The 16,560-nt window shown below is 63.1% G+C and carries 17 protein-coding genes; 10 read left to right on the top strand and 7 right to left on the bottom strand.

The features are described 5' to 3' along the window. Positions 1–86 precede the first annotated feature (86 nt). A complete protein-coding gene (locus tag HCZ87_RS03095) occupies positions 87–1,415 on the bottom strand; it encodes a DEAD/DEAH box helicase (RefSeq protein WP_167642311.1) in 1,329 nt (442 codons plus the stop codon). Positions 1,416–1,829: 414 nt separating this feature from the next. On the opposite strand from HCZ87_RS03095, the gene HCZ87_RS03100 reads away from it, so the two are divergent. Both HCZ87_RS03100 and HCZ87_RS03105 read left to right on the top strand, forming a co-directional pair. After that, entirely contained in the window at positions 1,830–2,246 is a 417-nt protein-coding gene (locus HCZ87_RS03100; RefSeq protein ID WP_167642312.1) for a Fur family transcriptional regulator, read from the top strand. A 139-nt stretch (positions 2,247–2,385) separates the two neighbouring features. Further along, positions 2,386–3,279, top strand: coding sequence for a DMT family transporter (locus HCZ87_RS03105; protein ID WP_167642313.1), 894 nt, complete (start codon positions 2,386–2,388; stop codon positions 3,277–3,279). Here HCZ87_RS03105 and HCZ87_RS03110 read toward each other — a convergent pair. Continuing rightward, the gene (locus tag HCZ87_RS03110; RefSeq protein WP_167642314.1) at positions 3,267–4,523 is read right to left on the bottom strand and encodes an MFS transporter; all 1,257 of its coding nucleotides are present in this window, start codon (positions 4,521–4,523) and stop codon (positions 3,267–3,269) included. The two genes, HCZ87_RS03105 and HCZ87_RS03110, sit on opposite strands and share 13 nt — an antisense overlap. A 248-nt stretch (positions 4,524–4,771) precedes the next feature. On the opposite strand from HCZ87_RS03110, the gene eno reads away from it, so the two are divergent. Together eno and HCZ87_RS03120 are read left to right on the top strand one after the other, a co-directional pair. Further along, positions 4,772–6,049 (top strand): phosphopyruvate hydratase, encoded by a 1,278-nt coding sequence (eno, locus tag HCZ87_RS03115; protein WP_167642315.1) that lies wholly within the window; start codon positions 4,772–4,774, stop codon positions 6,047–6,049. 96 nt (positions 6,050–6,145) lie between these two features. Then, complete coding sequence (locus tag HCZ87_RS03120; RefSeq protein WP_368484074.1) at positions 6,146–6,745, top strand: GNAT family N-acetyltransferase; 600 nt, start codon at positions 6,146–6,148, stop codon at positions 6,743–6,745. Between the two features lie 19 nt (positions 6,746–6,764). On the opposite strand, the gene HCZ87_RS03125 is transcribed toward HCZ87_RS03120, so the two are convergent. The 3 genes from HCZ87_RS03125 to mazG form a co-directional block, all read right to left on the bottom strand. Beyond that, entirely contained in the window at positions 6,765–7,214 is a 450-nt protein-coding gene (locus HCZ87_RS03125; protein WP_167642316.1) for an N-acetyltransferase, read from the bottom strand. Next, the gene (locus HCZ87_RS03130; RefSeq protein ID WP_167642317.1) at positions 7,211–8,152 is read right to left on the bottom strand and encodes a nucleoside hydrolase; all 942 of its coding nucleotides are present in this window, start codon (positions 8,150–8,152) and stop codon (positions 7,211–7,213) included. The genes HCZ87_RS03125 and HCZ87_RS03130 overlap by 4 nt, the downstream gene beginning before the upstream one ends. 111 nt (positions 8,153–8,263) lie before the next feature. Further along, positions 8,264–9,088 carry a nucleoside triphosphate pyrophosphohydrolase gene (gene mazG / locus HCZ87_RS03135; RefSeq protein WP_167642318.1) on the bottom strand — a complete coding sequence of 275 codons (825 nt, stop codon included), beginning with the start codon at positions 9,086–9,088 and terminating at the stop codon, positions 8,264–8,266. A gap of 63 nt (positions 9,089–9,151) precedes the next feature. On the opposite strand from mazG, the gene HCZ87_RS03140 reads away from it, so the two are divergent. The 3 genes from HCZ87_RS03140 to speB (HCZ87_RS03150) all read left to right on the top strand — a co-directional run bounded on the left by HCZ87_RS03140 (position 9,152) and on the right by speB (HCZ87_RS03150) (position 12,310). Beyond that, the gene (locus HCZ87_RS03140) at positions 9,152–10,315 is read left to right on the top strand and encodes a M20 aminoacylase family protein (RefSeq protein WP_167642319.1); all 1,164 of its coding nucleotides are present in this window, start codon (positions 9,152–9,154) and stop codon (positions 10,313–10,315) included. A gap of 85 nt (positions 10,316–10,400) precedes the next feature. Beyond that, entirely contained in the window at positions 10,401–11,366 is a 966-nt protein-coding gene (gene speB / locus HCZ87_RS03145; RefSeq protein WP_167642320.1) for an agmatinase, read from the top strand. After that, positions 11,363–12,310, top strand: a complete 948-nt coding sequence (gene speB / locus HCZ87_RS03150) for an agmatinase (RefSeq protein ID WP_167642321.1) — start codon at positions 11,363–11,365, stop codon at positions 12,308–12,310. Before speB (HCZ87_RS03145) ends, speB (HCZ87_RS03150) begins: the two co-directional genes overlap by 4 nt. Before the next feature lie 111 nt (positions 12,311–12,421). Here the strand turns inward: speB (HCZ87_RS03150) and HCZ87_RS03155 are convergent, their stop codons facing one another. Then, positions 12,422–12,724 carry a hypothetical protein gene (locus tag HCZ87_RS03155; protein ID WP_254868503.1) on the bottom strand — a complete coding sequence of 101 codons (303 nt, stop codon included), beginning with the start codon at positions 12,722–12,724 and terminating at the stop codon, positions 12,422–12,424. 71 nt (positions 12,725–12,795) lie between these two features. On the opposite strand from HCZ87_RS03155, the gene prfA reads away from it, so the two are divergent. The 3 genes from prfA (at position 12,796) to HCZ87_RS03170 (ending at position 15,599) form a co-directional block, all read left to right on the top strand. Next, on the top strand, positions 12,796–13,848 hold the full coding sequence (gene prfA, locus HCZ87_RS03160; protein ID WP_167642322.1) for a peptide chain release factor 1: 1,053 nt from the start codon (positions 12,796–12,798) through the stop codon (positions 13,846–13,848). Continuing rightward, positions 13,845–14,681: a peptide chain release factor N(5)-glutamine methyltransferase gene (gene prmC, locus HCZ87_RS03165; protein ID WP_167642323.1), complete on the top strand. Its 837-nt coding sequence runs from the start codon at positions 13,845–13,847 to the stop codon at positions 14,679–14,681. Before prfA ends, prmC begins: the two co-directional genes overlap by 4 nt. A 231-nt stretch (positions 14,682–14,912) precedes the next feature. Next, positions 14,913–15,599, top strand: a complete 687-nt coding sequence (locus tag HCZ87_RS03170; RefSeq protein ID WP_167642324.1) for a DUF4167 domain-containing protein — start codon at positions 14,913–14,915, stop codon at positions 15,597–15,599. An 88-nt stretch (positions 15,600–15,687) separates the two neighbouring features. On the opposite strand, the gene rsmA is transcribed toward HCZ87_RS03170, so the two are convergent. Then, positions 15,688–16,530, bottom strand: a complete 843-nt coding sequence (gene rsmA, locus HCZ87_RS03175) for a 16S rRNA (adenine(1518)-N(6)/adenine(1519)-N(6))-dimethyltransferase RsmA (RefSeq protein ID WP_167642325.1) — start codon at positions 16,528–16,530, stop codon at positions 15,688–15,690. Positions 16,531–16,560 lie beyond the last annotated feature (30 nt).

Below are 16,560 nucleotides of genomic sequence, written 5' to 3' on the forward strand. Positions count from 1 at the left end.
CGGAGCCTTTGGCTCAGAGAAAAGGGGCGGGAGTTTCCCCGCCCCGATCTGGACAATCCGTCCTCTGGTGAAGAGCCCCGTTGCGATCAGGACTTGCGGCGCTGACGACCGCCGCCGCCCGCACCGGCGCTGCGCGCTTCGCCAGAACCGGACTGGCCGTCGGGTTTGCCTCCGCCAAAGCGCCGACGCCCGTTACCGGGTTTGCCGCCGCCATTGCCGCGACCACCGCCGGGACGTCCACGGCCGCCACCACGGCCCGATTTTGCCGCCGGATCGGGCAGCTCTTCCCAGGCGCGGCCGGAAGCCACGGGGATGGTGATGCCCATGGTTTTCTGGATCGCTTTCAGATCGCCAATCTCGTCGGGGGCGCAGAAGGCCACCGCCTGACCGTCCTTGCCCGCGCGTGCGGTCCGGCCGATCCGGTGCACATAGGCGTCCGGCACATTGGGCAGCTCGTAGTTATAGACGTATTTCACATCCGGGATATCAAGCCCGCGCGCCGCCACATCAGTGGCCACCAGCACGGTGATTTCACCGGATTTGAACGCCTTCAGGGCGCGCTCGCGCTGACCCTGGCTCTTGTTGCCATGGATCGCGGCGGCCTTGAAGCCGGCCTTGTCCAGCACCTTCATCAGCTTCTCCATACCGTGTTTGGTACGGCCAAAAACCAGGGTGCGCTCGCCATCGTGGCTGCTGAGTTGCTCCTTGAGCAGGCTCAGCTTCTCGGCCTTGGCGATGAAATGCACCGATTGGGTAACCTTGGCGGCGGGTTTGCCCGGAGGGGTCACTTCGATGCGCACGGGACTCTTGAGATAGGCGTTGGCGATCTCGTTCATCTGCTTGGGCATGGTGGCCGAGAACAGCATGGTCTGGCGTTCCTCGGGCAGCAGGGCCGCGATCTTGCGCAGCGCGTGGATAAAGCCGAGATCCAGCATCTGGTCGGCCTCGTCCAGCACAAGAAAATCACAGGAGCCCAGATCCAGCGCGCCGCGATCCAGGATATCCAGGAGACGCCCGGGAGTGGCCACCAGAATATCGGTGCCGCGCGACAGGCGGTTGATCTGCGGGTTGATGGAGACACCGCCCACAACCAGCCCGGTTTTCAGCGGGCTGCCGTCGGTCAGGGCTTTGAGGGTTTCGGCGATCTGATTGGCCAGCTCGCGGGTCGGGGCCAGGATCAGCCCGCGCACGGTGCCTTCTGCGGGTTTGCGGCCATATTGCAGCATCTGCGCCACCAGCGGCACACCAAAGGCGGCGGTCTTGCCGGTGCCGGTCTGCGCCAGCCCCAGCACGTCTTCGCCGTTCAGCGCATGCGGGATCGCGCGCGCCTGGATCGGGGTCGGTTCAAGAAGGCCCATCTCCGTCATGCGGGTTTGCAGGTGCTTGGGCAGATCCATCGTTGAAAATTCGGTCACAATTGTCCTTTCTGTGGCGCATGCAATCAACGCATGCACCAGCAGGGCCGCGGTCTCCTTGACCTCCGGCCCTGTTCGGGTGGGGCGGGGACCTCTGACACGATCCGGCCGGATGCCGATGTGCCGATCCCTCGCAACTAGCCCCACGCGTGATCTTGGAACCATGGCATCCCTGATTAGACCCGATTTGACGTTTCAAACCCCACCTGAGACAGGCGAAAATCTGGCTGGGGATATCTGATATCCCAAGAACGCTAAGGGCCTCTGCTCACGCGGCAGAGGGTATGCCTGAAGGGCACATGACCCTGATGGCGGCGTTTGTCAATGATGATGCTGGGATTCGGGGCTTGCATTCGATAAAAAGACAGGTCAAGCAAGGACGCCCCGGAGTGAGCCTGAGCATAAGGGACCGGCATGAGCGATACCATCATTTCCCGTTGCGAGACCCACGGTCTGCGCATGACCGCGCCCCGGCGTGTGATTGCCCGGGTGCTGGAAGACAGCGACGATCACCCGGATGTCGAGGAGCTGCACGCCCGCGCCAATGCGCTGGATTCGCGGATTTCTCTGGCGACGGTCTATCGCACGGTGAAGCTGTTTGAGGAATCCGGCATTCTGGACCGGCTGGAATTCGGCGATGGCCGCGCCCGCTATGAGGATGCCGACCGCGAGCATCACGACCATCTGATCGACCTGAACACCGGCGAGGTGATCGAGTTTTGCGACCCGGAGATCGAGGCGCTGCAAGAGAAGATCGCGCAGAAGCTGGGCTATCGGCTCAAGGGGCACAAGCTGGAACTCTATGGTGTGCCGCTGAAGAAAGACGGCTGAGGCCGCATCCTCCATCACAAATTTTTATCGGTGCCGTCACAACTTCTGCTGTGGGGCTTCTGTTTTGCGCTTGCTCCTCTGGGACGCGTCAGGCGATGTGAAGGCAGGTTGTATCCAATTTTTCGGCGCGGAGGCGGTCATGGATAACGTCAAAGGTATTGTGTTGCTGTTGATCGCCATGGCGGGCTTCACGGTCGAGGATCTGTTTATCAAACAGCTCTCCGGGACCCTGCCGGTGGGGCAGATCCTGATGCTGATCGGGGCGGCGGCTATGCCGGTGTTTCTGATCGCGCTGTGGATGCAGGGCAGGAGCGTGCTGACGCCCGCCGCCTGGACGGGCATGCCGCTTTTGCGGGCACTAGCCGAAGCGGTTTCGGCGATGAGCTTTGCCTCGGCGCTGGCGCTGGTCGATATCTCGGTGGTGGCGGCGGTGTTTCAGGCCACGCCGCTGGCGATCACCATGGGCGCGGCGCTGTTTCTCGGCGAATCCGTGGGCTGGCGGCGCTGGAGCGCGATCTGCGTCGGCTTTTTCGGCGTGTTGATGATCATCCGCCCGGGGCTGTCGGGGTTTGAACCCAATGCGCTTCTGGTGCTGGTCGCGGTGCTTGGTGTGGCCGCGCGGGATTTGATGACACGGCGGATGACGGCGGAGATCCCCTCGTTCCTGCTCAGCGTGCAGGCCTATGGTGCGGTGGCGCTGGCGGGCGGGGTGATGCTGCTGCTGACGCCCGGCGGGCTACGGGCGCCCAGCGGGTTTGAATGGAGCATGCTGGCGGGTGCGACGCTCTTTGGGGTGATCGCCTATTCCGGCCTGGTGACGGCGACGCGCATTGCCGATGCCGCTGTGATCACGCCGTTTCGCTACTCGCGTCTGGTGTTTTCGATGATTGGCGGCGCGATCATCTTTGCCGAGCGCCCCGATGCGATGACACTGGCGGGGTCTGCGTTGATCATTGCGACCGGGCTTTATACCTTTGTGCGCGAACGCAGGTTGGCGCGTCGGGCGGCGCGCGGCCTGGCTCAGCCCGCCTGAACATGCGCCAGGCGCCGCCGCGCCTGTGGCACGCCGATCATCATCATCGCGGTTGCGAACAGGAAATAAACTGCAATCCCATAGCCTTGCTGGTCAAAGTTGATGCCGAGGTCGATCAGCAACCCGGTGATCCCGGGCCCGATGGCTGATCCCAGCACCATCACCGCGATCGCCAGCGCCTTGATCGCGCCGATATGGCGGGTGCCATAGGCCTCGGCCCAGAGCGAATTGGGCAGGGTCGAGCTGGCGCCCTGGCTGATGGCGAGCCCCAGAATGCCAAGCGTGAGACCCGCAGCGCTGCTGGATTGCGCAAACATGAAGAAGGCCAGCACCATGGGCAATTGGGAATAGACGATCAGACGATTGGCGCCCCAGCGATCCAGCGCCCAGCCCGACACCAGCATAAAGACCACCGCCGCCGCCGTGTAGATGGGAAACAGGGCTGCCAGTTCCAGATGCGACCAGCCCTTGGTACTGGCGAAATGCAGCTGGTGAAAGAAAAACGCGGTGTTGAAGGCGCCGGGCCCCAAAATCGCAGGCATCATGTACCAAAACAGCGGCGAGCGGAGGGCCTCGCCACGGGTCCAGTGGCGATTGTCCATGCCGGTGCTGCTGTTCTCGGCGCTGATCGATTGCGGCATCCGCTCCCTGGACAAGAGCCGCGCGAGAAGGGGCACGCCGAGCAGGCAGATCACAGCCGCCAGCAGCCAGAGTCTGCGCCAGTCAAACACCGCCATGAGCGCGACGAATGTCAGCGGCAGGACCGCCTGTCCGAAGGAGACCCCCAGCGCCGCAAGCGACAGCGCCCGCCCGCGTGCGGCCACGAACCAGCGCGCCATGGCCACCACCGCCAGGTGGGTGCTCATGCCCTGGCCAAAGACCCGCAGCAGAAAGATCGAGAGCGGCAGCACCCAAAGCCTATGGTTGAGCGCCATCAACGCGCAGGAGAGCGCCAGACCACAGAGCACGATAGGCCCCAGGCGGCGCACCCGAAACACATCCGTCAGCGCTCCGGCCCAGACCATGACCAGTGCCGAGACCATGGTGCCGATCATGTAAAGCCCGCCCCAGCCCGCGTGGCTGAGGCCGAACTCCTGTTGGATCTGCCCGGCAAAGACCGAGATAAAGAAGGTCTGACCAAAGCTCGACAGGAAGGTCAGCATCGCGCCGGCTGACAGGAAGGAGAGGTTGGAAATCACAAAGCTGCGAAATCCGACCGCGCGCTGGAGGGGAGGGTGAGTCATGGCGCAGACTCTTGCGCTGTTAATCATCTGGCGCAAGCTCTTGCCGCTGTTTTTCATGCCGCCCCCGGATCGGCGCGTCATTTTTATCGCGCCGATCCAAGCCATAGCCAAATCCCGCCAAAGAAATTTCGACTGTTAGGGCTAAACCTCCCGAATTAGGGGTGTTAGCGATAACGCCTCCGGTTTACTTTTTACAGGGTCTTGCTATGACCGGGGGGAAATCCTGTCACAGTGAGGGACCACCTGCGATGAGCACCATTATCGACATTCACGCCCGCGAAATTCTCGACAGCCGGGGCAACCCGACGGTCGAAGTTGATGTCGTTCTTGAAGACGGCACCATGGGCCGCGCTGCGGTGCCCTCCGGCGCCTCCACCGGCGCCTATGAGGCGGTTGAGCGCCGCGACGGCGACAAGAGCCGCTACATGGGCAAAGGCGTTCTGGAAGCGGTTGCCGCCGTCAATGGCGAGATCGCCGATGAGCTGGTGGGCTTTGACGCGACCGAGCAAGTCTCCATCGACCGGGCGATGATCGAGCTGGACGGCACCGAGAACAAGGGCCGCCTGGGCGCCAACGCCATCCTGGGCGTGTCGCTGGCAGTGGCCAAGGCGGCGGCGGATTTCACCACCCAGCCGCTCTATCGCTATGTGGGCGGCACCTCGGCGCGCGTGCTGCCGGTGCCGATGATGAATATCATCAACGGCGGCGAACATGCCGACAACCCGATCGACATTCAGGAATTCATGATCATGCCGGTCGCCGCGAGCAATATCCGCGACGCGGTGCGCATGGGCTCCGAAGTGTTCCACACCCTGAAAAAAGAGCTGTCGGCAGCGGGCATGTCCACTGGTCTGGGCGACGAGGGCGGTTTTGCGCCGGAGCTGGGCTCCAGCCGAGATGCGCTTGATTTCATTCTGAAATCCATCGAGAAAGCTGGCTATAAACCGGGCGAGGAAATCTATCTCGCGCTGGATTGCGCCGCGACCGAATATTACAAGGACGGCAAATACGTTCTGTCGGGCGAGGGCAAGACCCTGTCGTCTGACGAAAACGTCGCCTATCTGGCCGCGCTGGTGAAGGATTACCCGATCATCTCGATCGAGGACGGCATGTCCGAGGATGACTGGGAGGGCTGGAAGGCGCTGACAGACGAGCTCGGCGGCAAGGTGCAGCTGGTCGGCGACGATCTCTTTGTGACCAACCCGGCGCGTCTGGCCATGGGCATCGAGAAGGGCTGCGCCAACTCCATGCTGGTGAAGGTGAACCAGATCGGTTCGCTCACCGAGACCCTGCAAGCGGTCGATATGGCGCATCGTGCGCGCTACACCAATGTGATGTCGCACCGCTCGGGCGAGACCGAGGACGCCACAATTGCCGACCTCGCCGTGGCCACCAACTGCGGTCAGATCAAGACCGGCTCCCTGGCGCGTTCGGACCGGCTCGCGAAATACAACCAGCTGATCCGTATCGAGGAAACCCTGGGCGAGATCGCGGAATACGCGGGTCGTTCGATCCTCAAGGGCTAAGCCTCCGGGACGGGACTATTGGGGCCTCGCATCAGCGGGGCCCTTTGTTTGTGGAGAGATTGGCGCGCAAGCGGCGCAAGGACGGGAGAGAGAAACGTGACGCTAAGAGATGGCATATCCGCCGTGACCCCGGGCAAAATCGCGGCTGTGGTGACCACGTTGGAGATGACCCAGCGCCCGGCGCCGCGCGCGGTTTCAGTGCCCGCGGGGTTGGATCTGGTGTTGCATGCCGCGCCCGAGGTGAGCTGGTATCGCCAGCTTTTTCGACTGGTGGGGCAGGACTATCTCTGGTTCTCGCATCTTGCCATGGCCGAGCGGGATCTGGCGGCGCATCTGGCCAGTGAGGCGGTCGAGGTCTGGTCGGTGCAGAAGGCGGGCGCCGATCTTGGCCTGCTGGAACTGGTGTGGATGGAGAACGGCGATTGCGAATTGTTGTTCTTTGGCCTCTCGCCGGAGCTGATCGGCGGCGGCGTCGGGCGCTGGGTGATGGAACACGCGATCAAGCGCGCCTATTCGCGCCCCATCATGCGGTTCTTTGTCCATACCTGCACCCTCGACAGCCCGCAGGCACTGGGATTCTACATCCGCTCTGGTTTTGTGCCTTGTCGGCGCGAGGTCGAAGTCGCGGATGATCCCCGCCTTATTGGATTGCTGCCCGAGGATTGCGCGCCGCAGGTGCCGCTGCTCCGCCCGTAGCAGGCGCAGCGGCGGCGGGTCAGAGCTTGCGGCTCATCAGCACATAATCCTCGCGCGGCTGAAACCGGGCGCGGGTATAGAGCTTGATCGCCGAGGCATTGTGGCGGTTCACCCCCCGATGCAGGGCGCGCCCGCCCGCCTCGGCCCAGGGGCGGGGCAGGGCAAAGAGCACCTCTGTGGCGATGCCGCGCCCGCGCACGGCGGGGCGGATGAACAGCTCGTCGATCATGCCGTCCAGCCCGCCGAATTCCACCGACCAGGTGAAGGTCACGATGACATAGCCGATCGGCGCGCGCACCGGACCGGCAAGGTAGATGGCACCGTAAGGGATGCCCTCAAGCAGCGGCAGCAAGGCGCCGCGGCGTTGCTCCTCCGTGCTGTCGATGCCTTCTTCGCGGTGGAAGCCTTCGACAAGCGGAAGCAGCTTTTCCAGATCTTCCGGGCGGGCCAGATGCAAAGAGGCGCTCATAGCCGCGCCAGACGTTCGGTCAGCAGAGCAAAGAACCCATCCGCATCAAGATCCCCGATAAACAGCGCATTGGCGGGGCGATCCGTCACCCCCCACCAATCGGCCACCGTCATGCCAAGGGTCAAAGGCGAGCTGACCTCTACCTCGACATTCACACGACGACCGGAGAAGAGCTCCGGGCGGATCAGATAGGCGATGACGCAGGGATCATGCAGCGGCCCCCCTTCGGAGCCGTATTTCTCCACGTCGAAACGTTCAAAGAAATCAAGCATCTCTGCGGTGAAGTTCCCAACGCGCGAGCCCAGGTTGCGAAAGGCCTCGACGCGGGCGCGGGTGGTCAGCGCCTTATGGGTGACATCCAGCGGCATCATGGTGACGGGCACGCCCGCGTGCAGCACCTCTTGCGCGGCTTCCGGGTCCACGTAGATGTTGAACTCCGCCGCCGGGGTGATGTTGCCGACCTCGAAATAGGCGCCGCCCATCAGGACGATCTCCTGCACGCGGTCAATGATATCGGGGGCGCGGCGAAAGGCGGCGGCGATATTGGTCAGCGGTCCCAGCGGGCAGAGGGTGACACTGCCGGACGGTTCGGCGCGCAGGGTGTCGATGATGAAATCGACGCCATGCTGTTCGGCCAGCGGCATGCTGGGGTCAAACAGCTCCGGCCCATCCAGGCCGCTGCCGCCATGCACATGTTCGGCCGTGACCAGGGGGCGTTCCAGCGGTGCGTCGCACCCCGCATGGACCTTGACCTCGGGGCGGCCGGCCACCTCGCAGATGATGCGGGCGTTTTTCTGGGTCAGCGCCAGCGGCACATTGCCCGCCACCGCGGTGATGCCAAGAAGGTCGATCTCCTCCGGCGAGCCAAGCGCCAGCAGGATGGCGACCGCGTCGTCCTGGCCCGGATCGGTGTCGATGATGATTTTGCGCGCGCTCATTTGTGGCCTCCGTTCACTTGGCAGGACACTGGCAAGGGGGGCGGCGATTGTCCATAGGTCTGGGCCCGGGAACGGCCGCTTTTGCAAAGAAGCGCCGGGTCAGAACGCAGGTCAGCTGCGCGCGGCTTTTTCCTCGGCCTTGACCTCATCCCAAAGCGCATCCATTTCCGCCAGGTCACTGTCTTGCGGGCGTTTGTCGCGCGCGGCAAGTTTTTCCTCTACCGCGTTGAAACGGCGGGTGAATTTGGCGTTGGTGCGGCGCAGGGCGGCCTCGGGCTCGACCCCAAGGTGACGACCAAGATTGGCCATCACAAACAACAGATCGCCGAATTCTTCTTCGACCTCGTCCTGGGTCAGCTCCTCTCGGGCCTCGACCAGTTCGGCGGATTCTTCGGCGATCTTGGCCAGCACATTCTGCGCCGAGGGCCAGTCAAAGCCCACCCGGGCCGCGCGTTTTTGCAGCTTGTAGGCGCGCAGCAAGGCGGGCAGCCCGACGGCGACCCCATCCAGCGCGCCGGTCTCGTTCTTGCTGGCGCGCTCGGCGGCCTTGATCGTCTCCCAGTCGCGGGTCTGCTGCTCGGCGGATTTTTCGCGGCTTTCATCGCCAAACACATGCGGATGGCGCGCGACCATCTTGTTAGACATGGTGGTGACCACATCCTGAAAGCTGAAATGCCCGGCTTCCTGCGCCATCTGCGCGTGAAAGACAGACTGGAACAGCAGATCGCCCAGCTCGCCCTTCAGCTCGTCCCATTTCCCGCGCTCGATGGCGTCGGCGACCTCATAGGCCTCTTCGATGGTATAGGGCGCGATGCTGGCGAAATCCTGCTCGATATCCCAGGGGCAGCCGCCCTCGGGATCGCGCAGCCGGCGCATGATTTCCAGAAGCCGTTCAATGCCTGCGGTTTCATCGTGGATCAACCTGTCGTCGCTCATTGCACCTGCCCGAAATTTCGTGTTCAGCTGCATCATCCCGACTATTTCACAGGAGTCCACCCCATGCCGGTTGTGAACCGCATCGCCGATTATGCCAACGAGATGAAGACCTGGCGTCGCCATCTGCACCAGATCCCCGAGCTGGGGTTGGATACGGTGAAGAGCGCCGCCTATGTGGCTGAACTTCTTGAGACATTCGGCGTTGACGAAATCCACGGGAGCATCGCGCAAAACGGGATCGTGGCGATCATCAAGGGCCAGGGCGCGGGGCCGACCATCGGTTTGCGGGCCGATATGGATGCGCTGCCGATCACCGAGGCGCGCGATCTGGATTACAAATCCCAGACCCCGGGAAAAATGCATGCCTGCGGGCATGACGGCCATACGACGATGCTGCTTGGGGCGGCGAAATACCTGGCGGAGACGCGGAACTTTGCCGGGCAGGTGGCGCTGATCTTCCAACCCGCCGAAGAGATCATCGGCGGTGCCCGCATCATGGTCGAAGAGGGCGTGATGGAGCGTTTCGACATCAAGGAGGTCTATGCGCTGCACAATGCCCCGGGCATGCCGGTCGGGCAGTTCGTGACCACGCCGGGGCCGTTCATGGCGGCTGTGGATACTTTTACCGTCAATATCACCGGCCAGGGCGGCCATGGCGCCATGCCGCATGAGACCCGCGATCCGGTGATGGCGGCCTGTGGCATTGCGCAGGCGATCCAGACCATCGTCAGCCGCAACCACCACGCCACCGAGGATCTGGTGATCTCTGTCACTCAGATCCACACCGGCACCGTGGACAATGTGATCCCCGAAACCGCCTATATCAACGGCACCATCCGCACCTTTAATCCGCAGGTGCAGCAGATGGTGATGACCCGCATGGCAGAGATCGTGGAGGGCTGTGCCATGGCTTACGGTGTCACCGCGGAGCTGGATTACGACGTTGGCTATCCTGCGACCATCAATGATGCGCAAAAGACCGAATTTGCCGCAGATGTCGCCCGCGAGATCTCTGGCGAGGCCAATGTGGAGGCCGAAGGCGCGCGCGAGATGGGGGCGGAGGATTTCGCCTATATGCTGGAGGCGCGCCCGGGGGCCTATCTCTTTCTCGGCCAGGGCGACAGCGCCGGGCTCCATCACCCCGAATATGACTTCAACGATGAAATCTCGCCGATTGGTGCGTCATTCTTTGCGCGATTGGTCGAGAAAGCACAGCCTTTGGCGTGAAGTCGGGAACGGCGGGGCTTTCAGATGACAAGCGCCGCCGGTTTCGCTAGGAAAAACGCAAAATTCTAGAAGAGAGTGGTTCTACATGTCACTGGAAGACGCCAAAAACCAGGTTGATCAGGCTTTCACCCGCGACGACCTGAAGGGGCTCAGCTTTGAGAATACCTTTGGGGGGGCAACATCCTTTTTGCGGCGGCGCTACAGCAAGGATCTGACGCATGCGGATATCGCGGTGACCGGTGTTCCCTTTGATCAGGCGGTGACCAACCGTCCTGGTACAAGGCTCGGCCCGCGCGCGGTGCGCGAAGCTTCGGCGCTGCAAAGCCCCGATGCGCCCTATGGCTGGGACATTGACCCGATGAGCGAGTTTGCCATCGTGGATTACGGCGATCTGGCCTTTGACTATGCCGATGTGCCTGCCTTCCCTGATACGCTGACGGATCACATCCGGGGCATTCTGGCCACCGATACCGCCTCTGTTGTGATCGGCGGCGATCACTATATCAGCTTCCCGATCCTCAAGGCCTATGCCGAGAAATACGGGCCCGTGTCTCTGTTGCATTTCGATGCGCACAGCGACACCTGGGCGGATGATGATTTTAGCCGCATTGATCATGGCACCATGTTCTACAAGGCGGTGAAATCCGGCATTATCGACCCGGCGACCTCGGTGCAGGTGGGCATTCGCACCACCAATGAGGACAACCTCGGCGTTCCAACCATTGACGCGGCCACCGTACATGAGATCGGCCCGGTAGAGACTGCCCGCCGTATTCGCGAGGTGCTTGGAGATCGTCCGGTCTATCTGACCTTTGACATCGACTGTCTGGATCCCGCCTATGCGCCGGGCACCGGCACCCCGGTCTGGGGCGGCTTGACCAGCGCGCAGGCGGAGGCGATCCTGAAGGCATTGCGGGGCATCAACATCAAGGGGGGTGACGTGGTCGAGGTGTCGCCCCCCTTTGACACCACCGGTGCAACCGCGATCGCAGGCGCCCATGTGGCCACGGGTATCATCTGTCTTCTGGCCTGGAACATGAGGGAGAAATGACCGAGTTCAACCAACCGATCAGCGGCAATGACCTGGCCCGGTTTTCCGGTCCGGGCACCTATATGCGCCTGCCGCAGGCAACTTCGCTTGATGGGCTGGATGTGGCGATGCTGGGGGTTCCGATGGATATCGGCACCTCCTGGCGTTCGGGGACGCGCTTTGGCCCGAAACAGATCCGTGCCGAGAGCGCGATGATCCGGCCCTATAACATGGCCACGGGCGCCGCGCCTTTTGAGGCGCTGAACATCGCGGATATCGGCGATCTGGCGATCAATACCTTTAACCTGAAGGAATCGCTGCGGATCATCGAGGACAGCTATGATGCCATCCTCAGCGCCGATGTCCTGCCGGTGGCCATGGGCGGGGATCATTCGATCACCCTGCCGATCCTGCGTGCCATGGCCCGCAAACATGGCCCCGTGGCGGTGATCCATGTGGACGCCCATGCCGACGTCAACGACGACATGTTTGGTGAAAAGGAAACCCACGGCACCGTCTTTCGCCGCGCCTGTGAGGAAGGTCTGTTGCAGGCCGACAAGGTCTATCAGATCGGGCTGCGCGGCACGGGGTACGGGCCGGATGATTTCAAGGAACCGCAGGGCTGGGGCTTTCAGCATTTTCCGGCCTCGGAGCTCTGGAATCGCTCGCTGCACAATATGGGGGCGGAGATCCGTCGCGATATCGGCACCCGTCCGGTCTATATTTCCTATGACATCGACAGTCTCGACCCAGCCTTTGCACCCGGCACCGGCACGCCGGAGATCGGTGGGCTGACCACCATGCAGGCGCTGGAGATGATCCGCGCCTTCAAGGGGTTGAATGTGGTCGGCTGTGATCTGGTCGAGGTCTCACCACCCTATGATACCTCGGGTAATACCGCGCTGGTGGCGGCCAATCTGCTGTATGAGCTGCTGTGCATCCTGCCGGGGCGCAACCCGCGCTAAGCGGCGGAGTTCGATATGCGACGCAGGGGGGGGGAGCGCTCCCGCCCCTCGTCGGATCTGGCGATCCACTCGCGTTGGGCCGGGCGCCGGGCAAAGCCCGGCGCGGCTGCGCTACAGGCGGGGCAGTGTTTGTGGGGCGGGGCTGTTTTGGGCTGCAAGGCAGCCGTCCTGCACCTTGCGCCACATCGGCACATTCAGCGACATCTGGCACTGCGCCATGAACATGCGCCCATCCACCTGAAGGCAGATGGTTTCGCCCAGTTCGATCCGGTTGCCCTGGGTATTGGTGCAATAGCAATCGACCGTCTTGCCGCCGGGGCCGATGACATCCGCCTGCGCCAGCCCGCTCCAGAGGCCGAAGAGCCCCAGGGCCGCCAAAGCCGCGAAACGGATATGACCACTGGCATGTTGCATGTCACTATCCTATCACATGTTGACCCCGGTACCAAAGACAGAGGTGCCTGCAAGAGCGAGTAATCCCGAAGATGATTCCCGAAGACCGGTTGGAACAGATCCTGCAACGCTTTCAGTACCTTGAAGCCGCGATGGCCGAGGGAGACGGGGGCGATATCGCAAAACTGGCGAAGGAATATTCCGATCTGCGGCCGGTGGCGGAGCAAATCAGCGCCTATCGGCAGCTGCTCAGCGACCTGCAAGAGGCCGAGGAGATGCTCTCTGATCCGGATATGAAAGCCCTTGCGGAAGAGGAAATTCCGATGCTCAAGGCCGCGCTGCCAGCGGCGGAGCAGGCTTTGCAACTGGCGCTCTTGCCCAAGGACGAGGCCGATGGCCGCGCCGCGATCCTGGAGATCCGCCCAGGCACCGGCGGCGATGAGGCGGCGCTTTTTGCCGGCGATCTCTATCGCATGTACAGCCGCTACGCCGAGATGCAGGGTTGGAAGGTCGAGGTGATCGAGGAGCAGGCCACCGAGCTTGGCGGCCTCAAGGAACTGGTGGCGCGGATCAATGGCGATGGTGTCTTTGCCCGCCTCAAATACGAGAGCGGCGTGCATCGGGTGCAGCGGGTTCCGGTGACCGAGAGCGGCGGGCGGATCCATACCTCCGCAGCCACCGTGGCGGTGCTGCCGGAGGCCGAGGACGTGGATATCAGGATCGACGCCAATGACTTGCGGATTGATACCATGCGCTCGTCGGGGGCGGGCGGGCAGCACGTGAACACCACCGATTCCGCGGTGCGGATCACCCACCTGCCGACCGGGCTGGTGGTTACCAGCTCCGAGAAATCCCAGCACCGCAACCGCGAGATTGCCATGCAGGTGCTGAAAACCCGGCTGTATGATCTTGAGCGCCAGCGCATCGACGGTGAGCGCTCGGCGGATCGGGCCAGCCAGGTGGGCTCGGGCGACCGATCCGAGCGCATTCGCACCTATAATTTCCCACAGGGGCGGATGTCGGATCACCGCATCAACCTGACGCTCTACAAGCTGGACCAGATCATGGGCGGCGATCTCGACGAAATCATTGACGCCTTGATTTCGGAACATCAGGCCAAGCAACTGGCGGAGATGGGGCAATGACCACCACCGCCGCGCAGGCCATGGTCGCTGCGACCGCGCGATTGCGGGCGGCGGGGGTGGATGACCCGGCCCGGGATGCACGGGTGCTCTTGGCGCATGCGGCGCGGATTGATGCCAGCCGGGTGACCCTGATCGCGCCGGAGGAGCTGTCGCATGAGATCGCCGAGCGCTATGAGCAGCTGATCGCCCTGCGCGCCATCCGGGTGCCGGTTTCGCATCTGATCGGCGAGCGGGATTTCTATGGCCGCCGCTTCAAGGTCTCGGCGGATGTGCTGGACCCGCGCCCGGAAACCGAGACCCTGATCGAGGCGGCCCTGTCGGAACCCTTTGAGCGGCTGCTGGATCTCGGCGTGGGCTCGGGTTGCATTCTGGTGACGCTTCTGGCCGAGCAGCCGGGCGCCATCGGGCTCGGCGTGGATCTGAGCGAGGCGGCCTGCCTGCAAGCCAGCGCCAATGCGGTGCTGCATCGGGTCGAAGCGCGCGCCGATATCCGCTGTTCAGACTGGTTTGACCAGGTGGAGGGGCAATTCGACCTCATCGTCTCCAACCCGCCCTATATCGCGCTGGAGGAAATGGACGGTCTTGCCGCCGAGGTGCGCGAGCATGAACCGCAGATGGCCCTGACCGACGGGGCCGACGGGCTGAGTGCCTATCGGCATATCTGCGAAGGTGTGCGCCCCTATCTGGCGCAGGCTGGTCGGCTGGCGGTGGAGATCGGCCCGACGCAGGGCAATGCCGTGGCCGATATGATGCGCGCGGCGGGGCTGAGAGAGGTCACGATTTTGCAGGATTTAGATGGCCGTGACCGGGTGGTTCTGGCCAGAAATCCGTGACATTTGGGCCGAATTCATCCATATTACACCTGTTGAGAGTAAAAAGAGTGAAATTTCCCCCGCTGGCCCCTTGTGCGATGCGGTGGAAAATGGTTACTCAAAGTGTCGCTGTTGCAAGAGGACGCATCTAGGCCTCTCGGCGACACCAAGCCCAAAAAAGTTCGCAGACCCTTGCGCAGAACGCGCGAACCACGGTCTTCGACAATTAGAACCAAGGCTGACGTTAGGCATATGAGATCGTCCAAATCACGTTCGCGTTCGAAGTCGAACCGAAATCGCCCGCAAGGCGCCAATGTTGTCAACCGCGTGTTCGATAGCAGTGGGCCCGAGGGAAAAGTGCGCGGTACACCGCAGCAAATCATCGACAAATATAACCAGCTGACGCGGGATGCGCAGCTGAGCAACGACCGTGTTGCAGCCGAGAATTTTCAGCAGCACGCAGAGCATTATCTGCGCATGTTGAACGAGGCACAGCGCGAGATCGACGCCCGCCGGGAAGAGCAGGAGCGTCAGAATCGCGAGCGCCAGGCCGAACGGGATAAAGAGCGCGCGGATCGTCTGGAGCGCCAGGAGCGTGAAGCGGCACCTGCCGCCACCGCCGCCAGCGGCGAGGGCCCGCAGCCTGAGATCCAGGACCCGCGTGATGCGGAGGCTGAAACCAGCGCCGAGGACAGCGGTTTGGTGGAAACCCCCGAGGGCAAGACCGCAGGCACCGAGGCCGCTCCGGCCAAGAAAGCCCCGGCGCGCAAACCCCGCAGCCGCAAGCCCGCTGCTCCCAAGGAGCAAGCGGCTGTCGAAGGCGGCGAAGCGGAAGCCAAACCCGCCGCAGAGGCGAAACCCGAAGGCGAACCGAAGCCCAAGCCGAAGCGCAGCCGCGCCAAGCCCAAGCCGGAAGAGCCTCAGGAAGCTGCTGAATAAAGCGGCCACTGAATTGGTAAAAACCCCCGAGGCCTGCGCCTTGGGGGTTTTTCTTTGTCTGGCTGATGCCGGGATCAAGGAGGCGGCATCAGCCCTGTGCCAGGCTGCGCGCCAATGCGCAGAAGGCCTCCAGGCTGACCTGTTCGGCGCGTTCCGTGGGCGGAATGCCGGCGGCGTTCAAATGGTCCTCGATGGCGGGGGAAACCCCCTTCAGCGAGGCACGCAGCATCTTGCGGCGCTGGTTGAAGGCGGCGGCGACGACCCTGTTGAGAATCGCGGCATCTGCCGGAAACCGGGGCTCCGGCAGCGCGGCCAGATGCACCACGGCGCTGGAGACCTTGGGTGGCGGAGTGAAGGCTTCGGGCGGCAGTGACAGCACGATGCGCGCATCGGCGCGCCACTGCGCCAAGAGCGCAAGCCGCCCGTAGGCTTTGGAGCCGGGTTGCGCAACAATGCGCTCTGCGACCTCGCGCTGGAACATCAGGGTCAGGCTTTGCCAGAAGGGCGGCCAGGCCTTTGGGGTGAGCCAGCGGACCAGCAATTCGGTGCCGACGTTATAGGGCAGGTTCGCCGCAATACGAATCGGCGGCGTGAGATGTTCGAGCGGATCCACGTCCAGCGCGTCGCCATTGATCACCTGCAACTGGCCGGGATAGGCGGCGGCGATCTCTTCCAGCGCGGGCAGGCAGCGCGGGTCTTTCTCGATGGCGAGCACCCGGCGGGCGCCTTCGGCCAGCAAACCACGCGTGAGGCCGCCGGGACCAGGGCCGATTTCCAGCACGTCGCAGCCGGAAAGCTCCCCCGCCTGGCGCGCGATCTTGGCGGTCAGGTTGAGGTCGAGGAGAAAATTCTGGCCCAGGGATTTGCGGGCGGACAGCTGATGGGTCGCGATGACCTCGCGCAGCGGGGGGAGGGTGTCGATGGCGCTCATGAGGAGATGTCATAAGGCGCGCGCGCGGAT

Origin of the sequence: Phaeobacter sp. HF9A (assembly GCF_011806385.1) — a bacterium.
Taxonomy (GTDB): Bacteria; Pseudomonadota; Alphaproteobacteria; order Rhodobacterales; family Rhodobacteraceae; genus Epibacterium.

What these genes read in the sequence shown, in the direction of transcription:
- HCZ87_RS03130 (WP_167642317.1), bottom strand. Translation starts at nt 8,152, where the DNA reads ATGAGCGCGCGCAAAATCATCATCGACACCGATCCGGGCCAGGACGAC.
- prmC (WP_167642323.1), top strand. Translation starts at nt 13,845, where the DNA reads ATGACCACCACCGCCGCGCAGGCCATGGTCGCTGCGACCGCGCGATTG.
- HCZ87_RS03170 (WP_167642324.1), top strand. Translation starts at nt 14,913, where the DNA reads ATGAGATCGTCCAAATCACGTTCGCGTTCGAAGTCGAACCGAAATCGC.
- speB (WP_167642321.1), top strand. Translation starts at nt 11,363, where the DNA reads ATGACCGAGTTCAACCAACCGATCAGCGGCAATGACCTGGCCCGGTTT.
- HCZ87_RS03105 (WP_167642313.1), top strand. Translation starts at nt 2,386, where the DNA reads ATGGATAACGTCAAAGGTATTGTGTTGCTGTTGATCGCCATGGCGGGC.
- HCZ87_RS03110 (WP_167642314.1), bottom strand. Translation starts at nt 4,523, where the DNA reads ATGACTCACCCTCCCCTCCAGCGCGCGGTCGGATTTCGCAGCTTTGTG.
- HCZ87_RS03140 (WP_167642319.1), top strand. Translation starts at nt 9,152, where the DNA reads ATGCCGGTTGTGAACCGCATCGCCGATTATGCCAACGAGATGAAGACC.
- HCZ87_RS03100 (WP_167642312.1), top strand. Translation starts at nt 1,830, where the DNA reads ATGAGCGATACCATCATTTCCCGTTGCGAGACCCACGGTCTGCGCATG.
- eno (WP_167642315.1), top strand. Translation starts at nt 4,772, where the DNA reads ATGAGCACCATTATCGACATTCACGCCCGCGAAATTCTCGACAGCCGG.
- mazG (WP_167642318.1), bottom strand. Translation starts at nt 9,088, where the DNA reads ATGAGCGACGACAGGTTGATCCACGATGAAACCGCAGGCATTGAACGG.
- prfA (WP_167642322.1), top strand. Translation starts at nt 12,796, where the DNA reads ATGATTCCCGAAGACCGGTTGGAACAGATCCTGCAACGCTTTCAGTAC.
- speB (WP_167642320.1), top strand. Translation starts at nt 10,401, where the DNA reads ATGTCACTGGAAGACGCCAAAAACCAGGTTGATCAGGCTTTCACCCGC.
- HCZ87_RS03125 (WP_167642316.1), bottom strand. Translation starts at nt 7,214, where the DNA reads ATGAGCGCCTCTTTGCATCTGGCCCGCCCGGAAGATCTGGAAAAGCTG.
- rsmA (WP_167642325.1), bottom strand. Translation starts at nt 16,530, where the DNA reads ATGAGCGCCATCGACACCCTCCCCCCGCTGCGCGAGGTCATCGCGACC.
- HCZ87_RS03155 (WP_254868503.1), bottom strand. Translation starts at nt 12,724, where the DNA reads ATGCAACATGCCAGTGGTCATATCCGTTTCGCGGCTTTGGCGGCCCTG.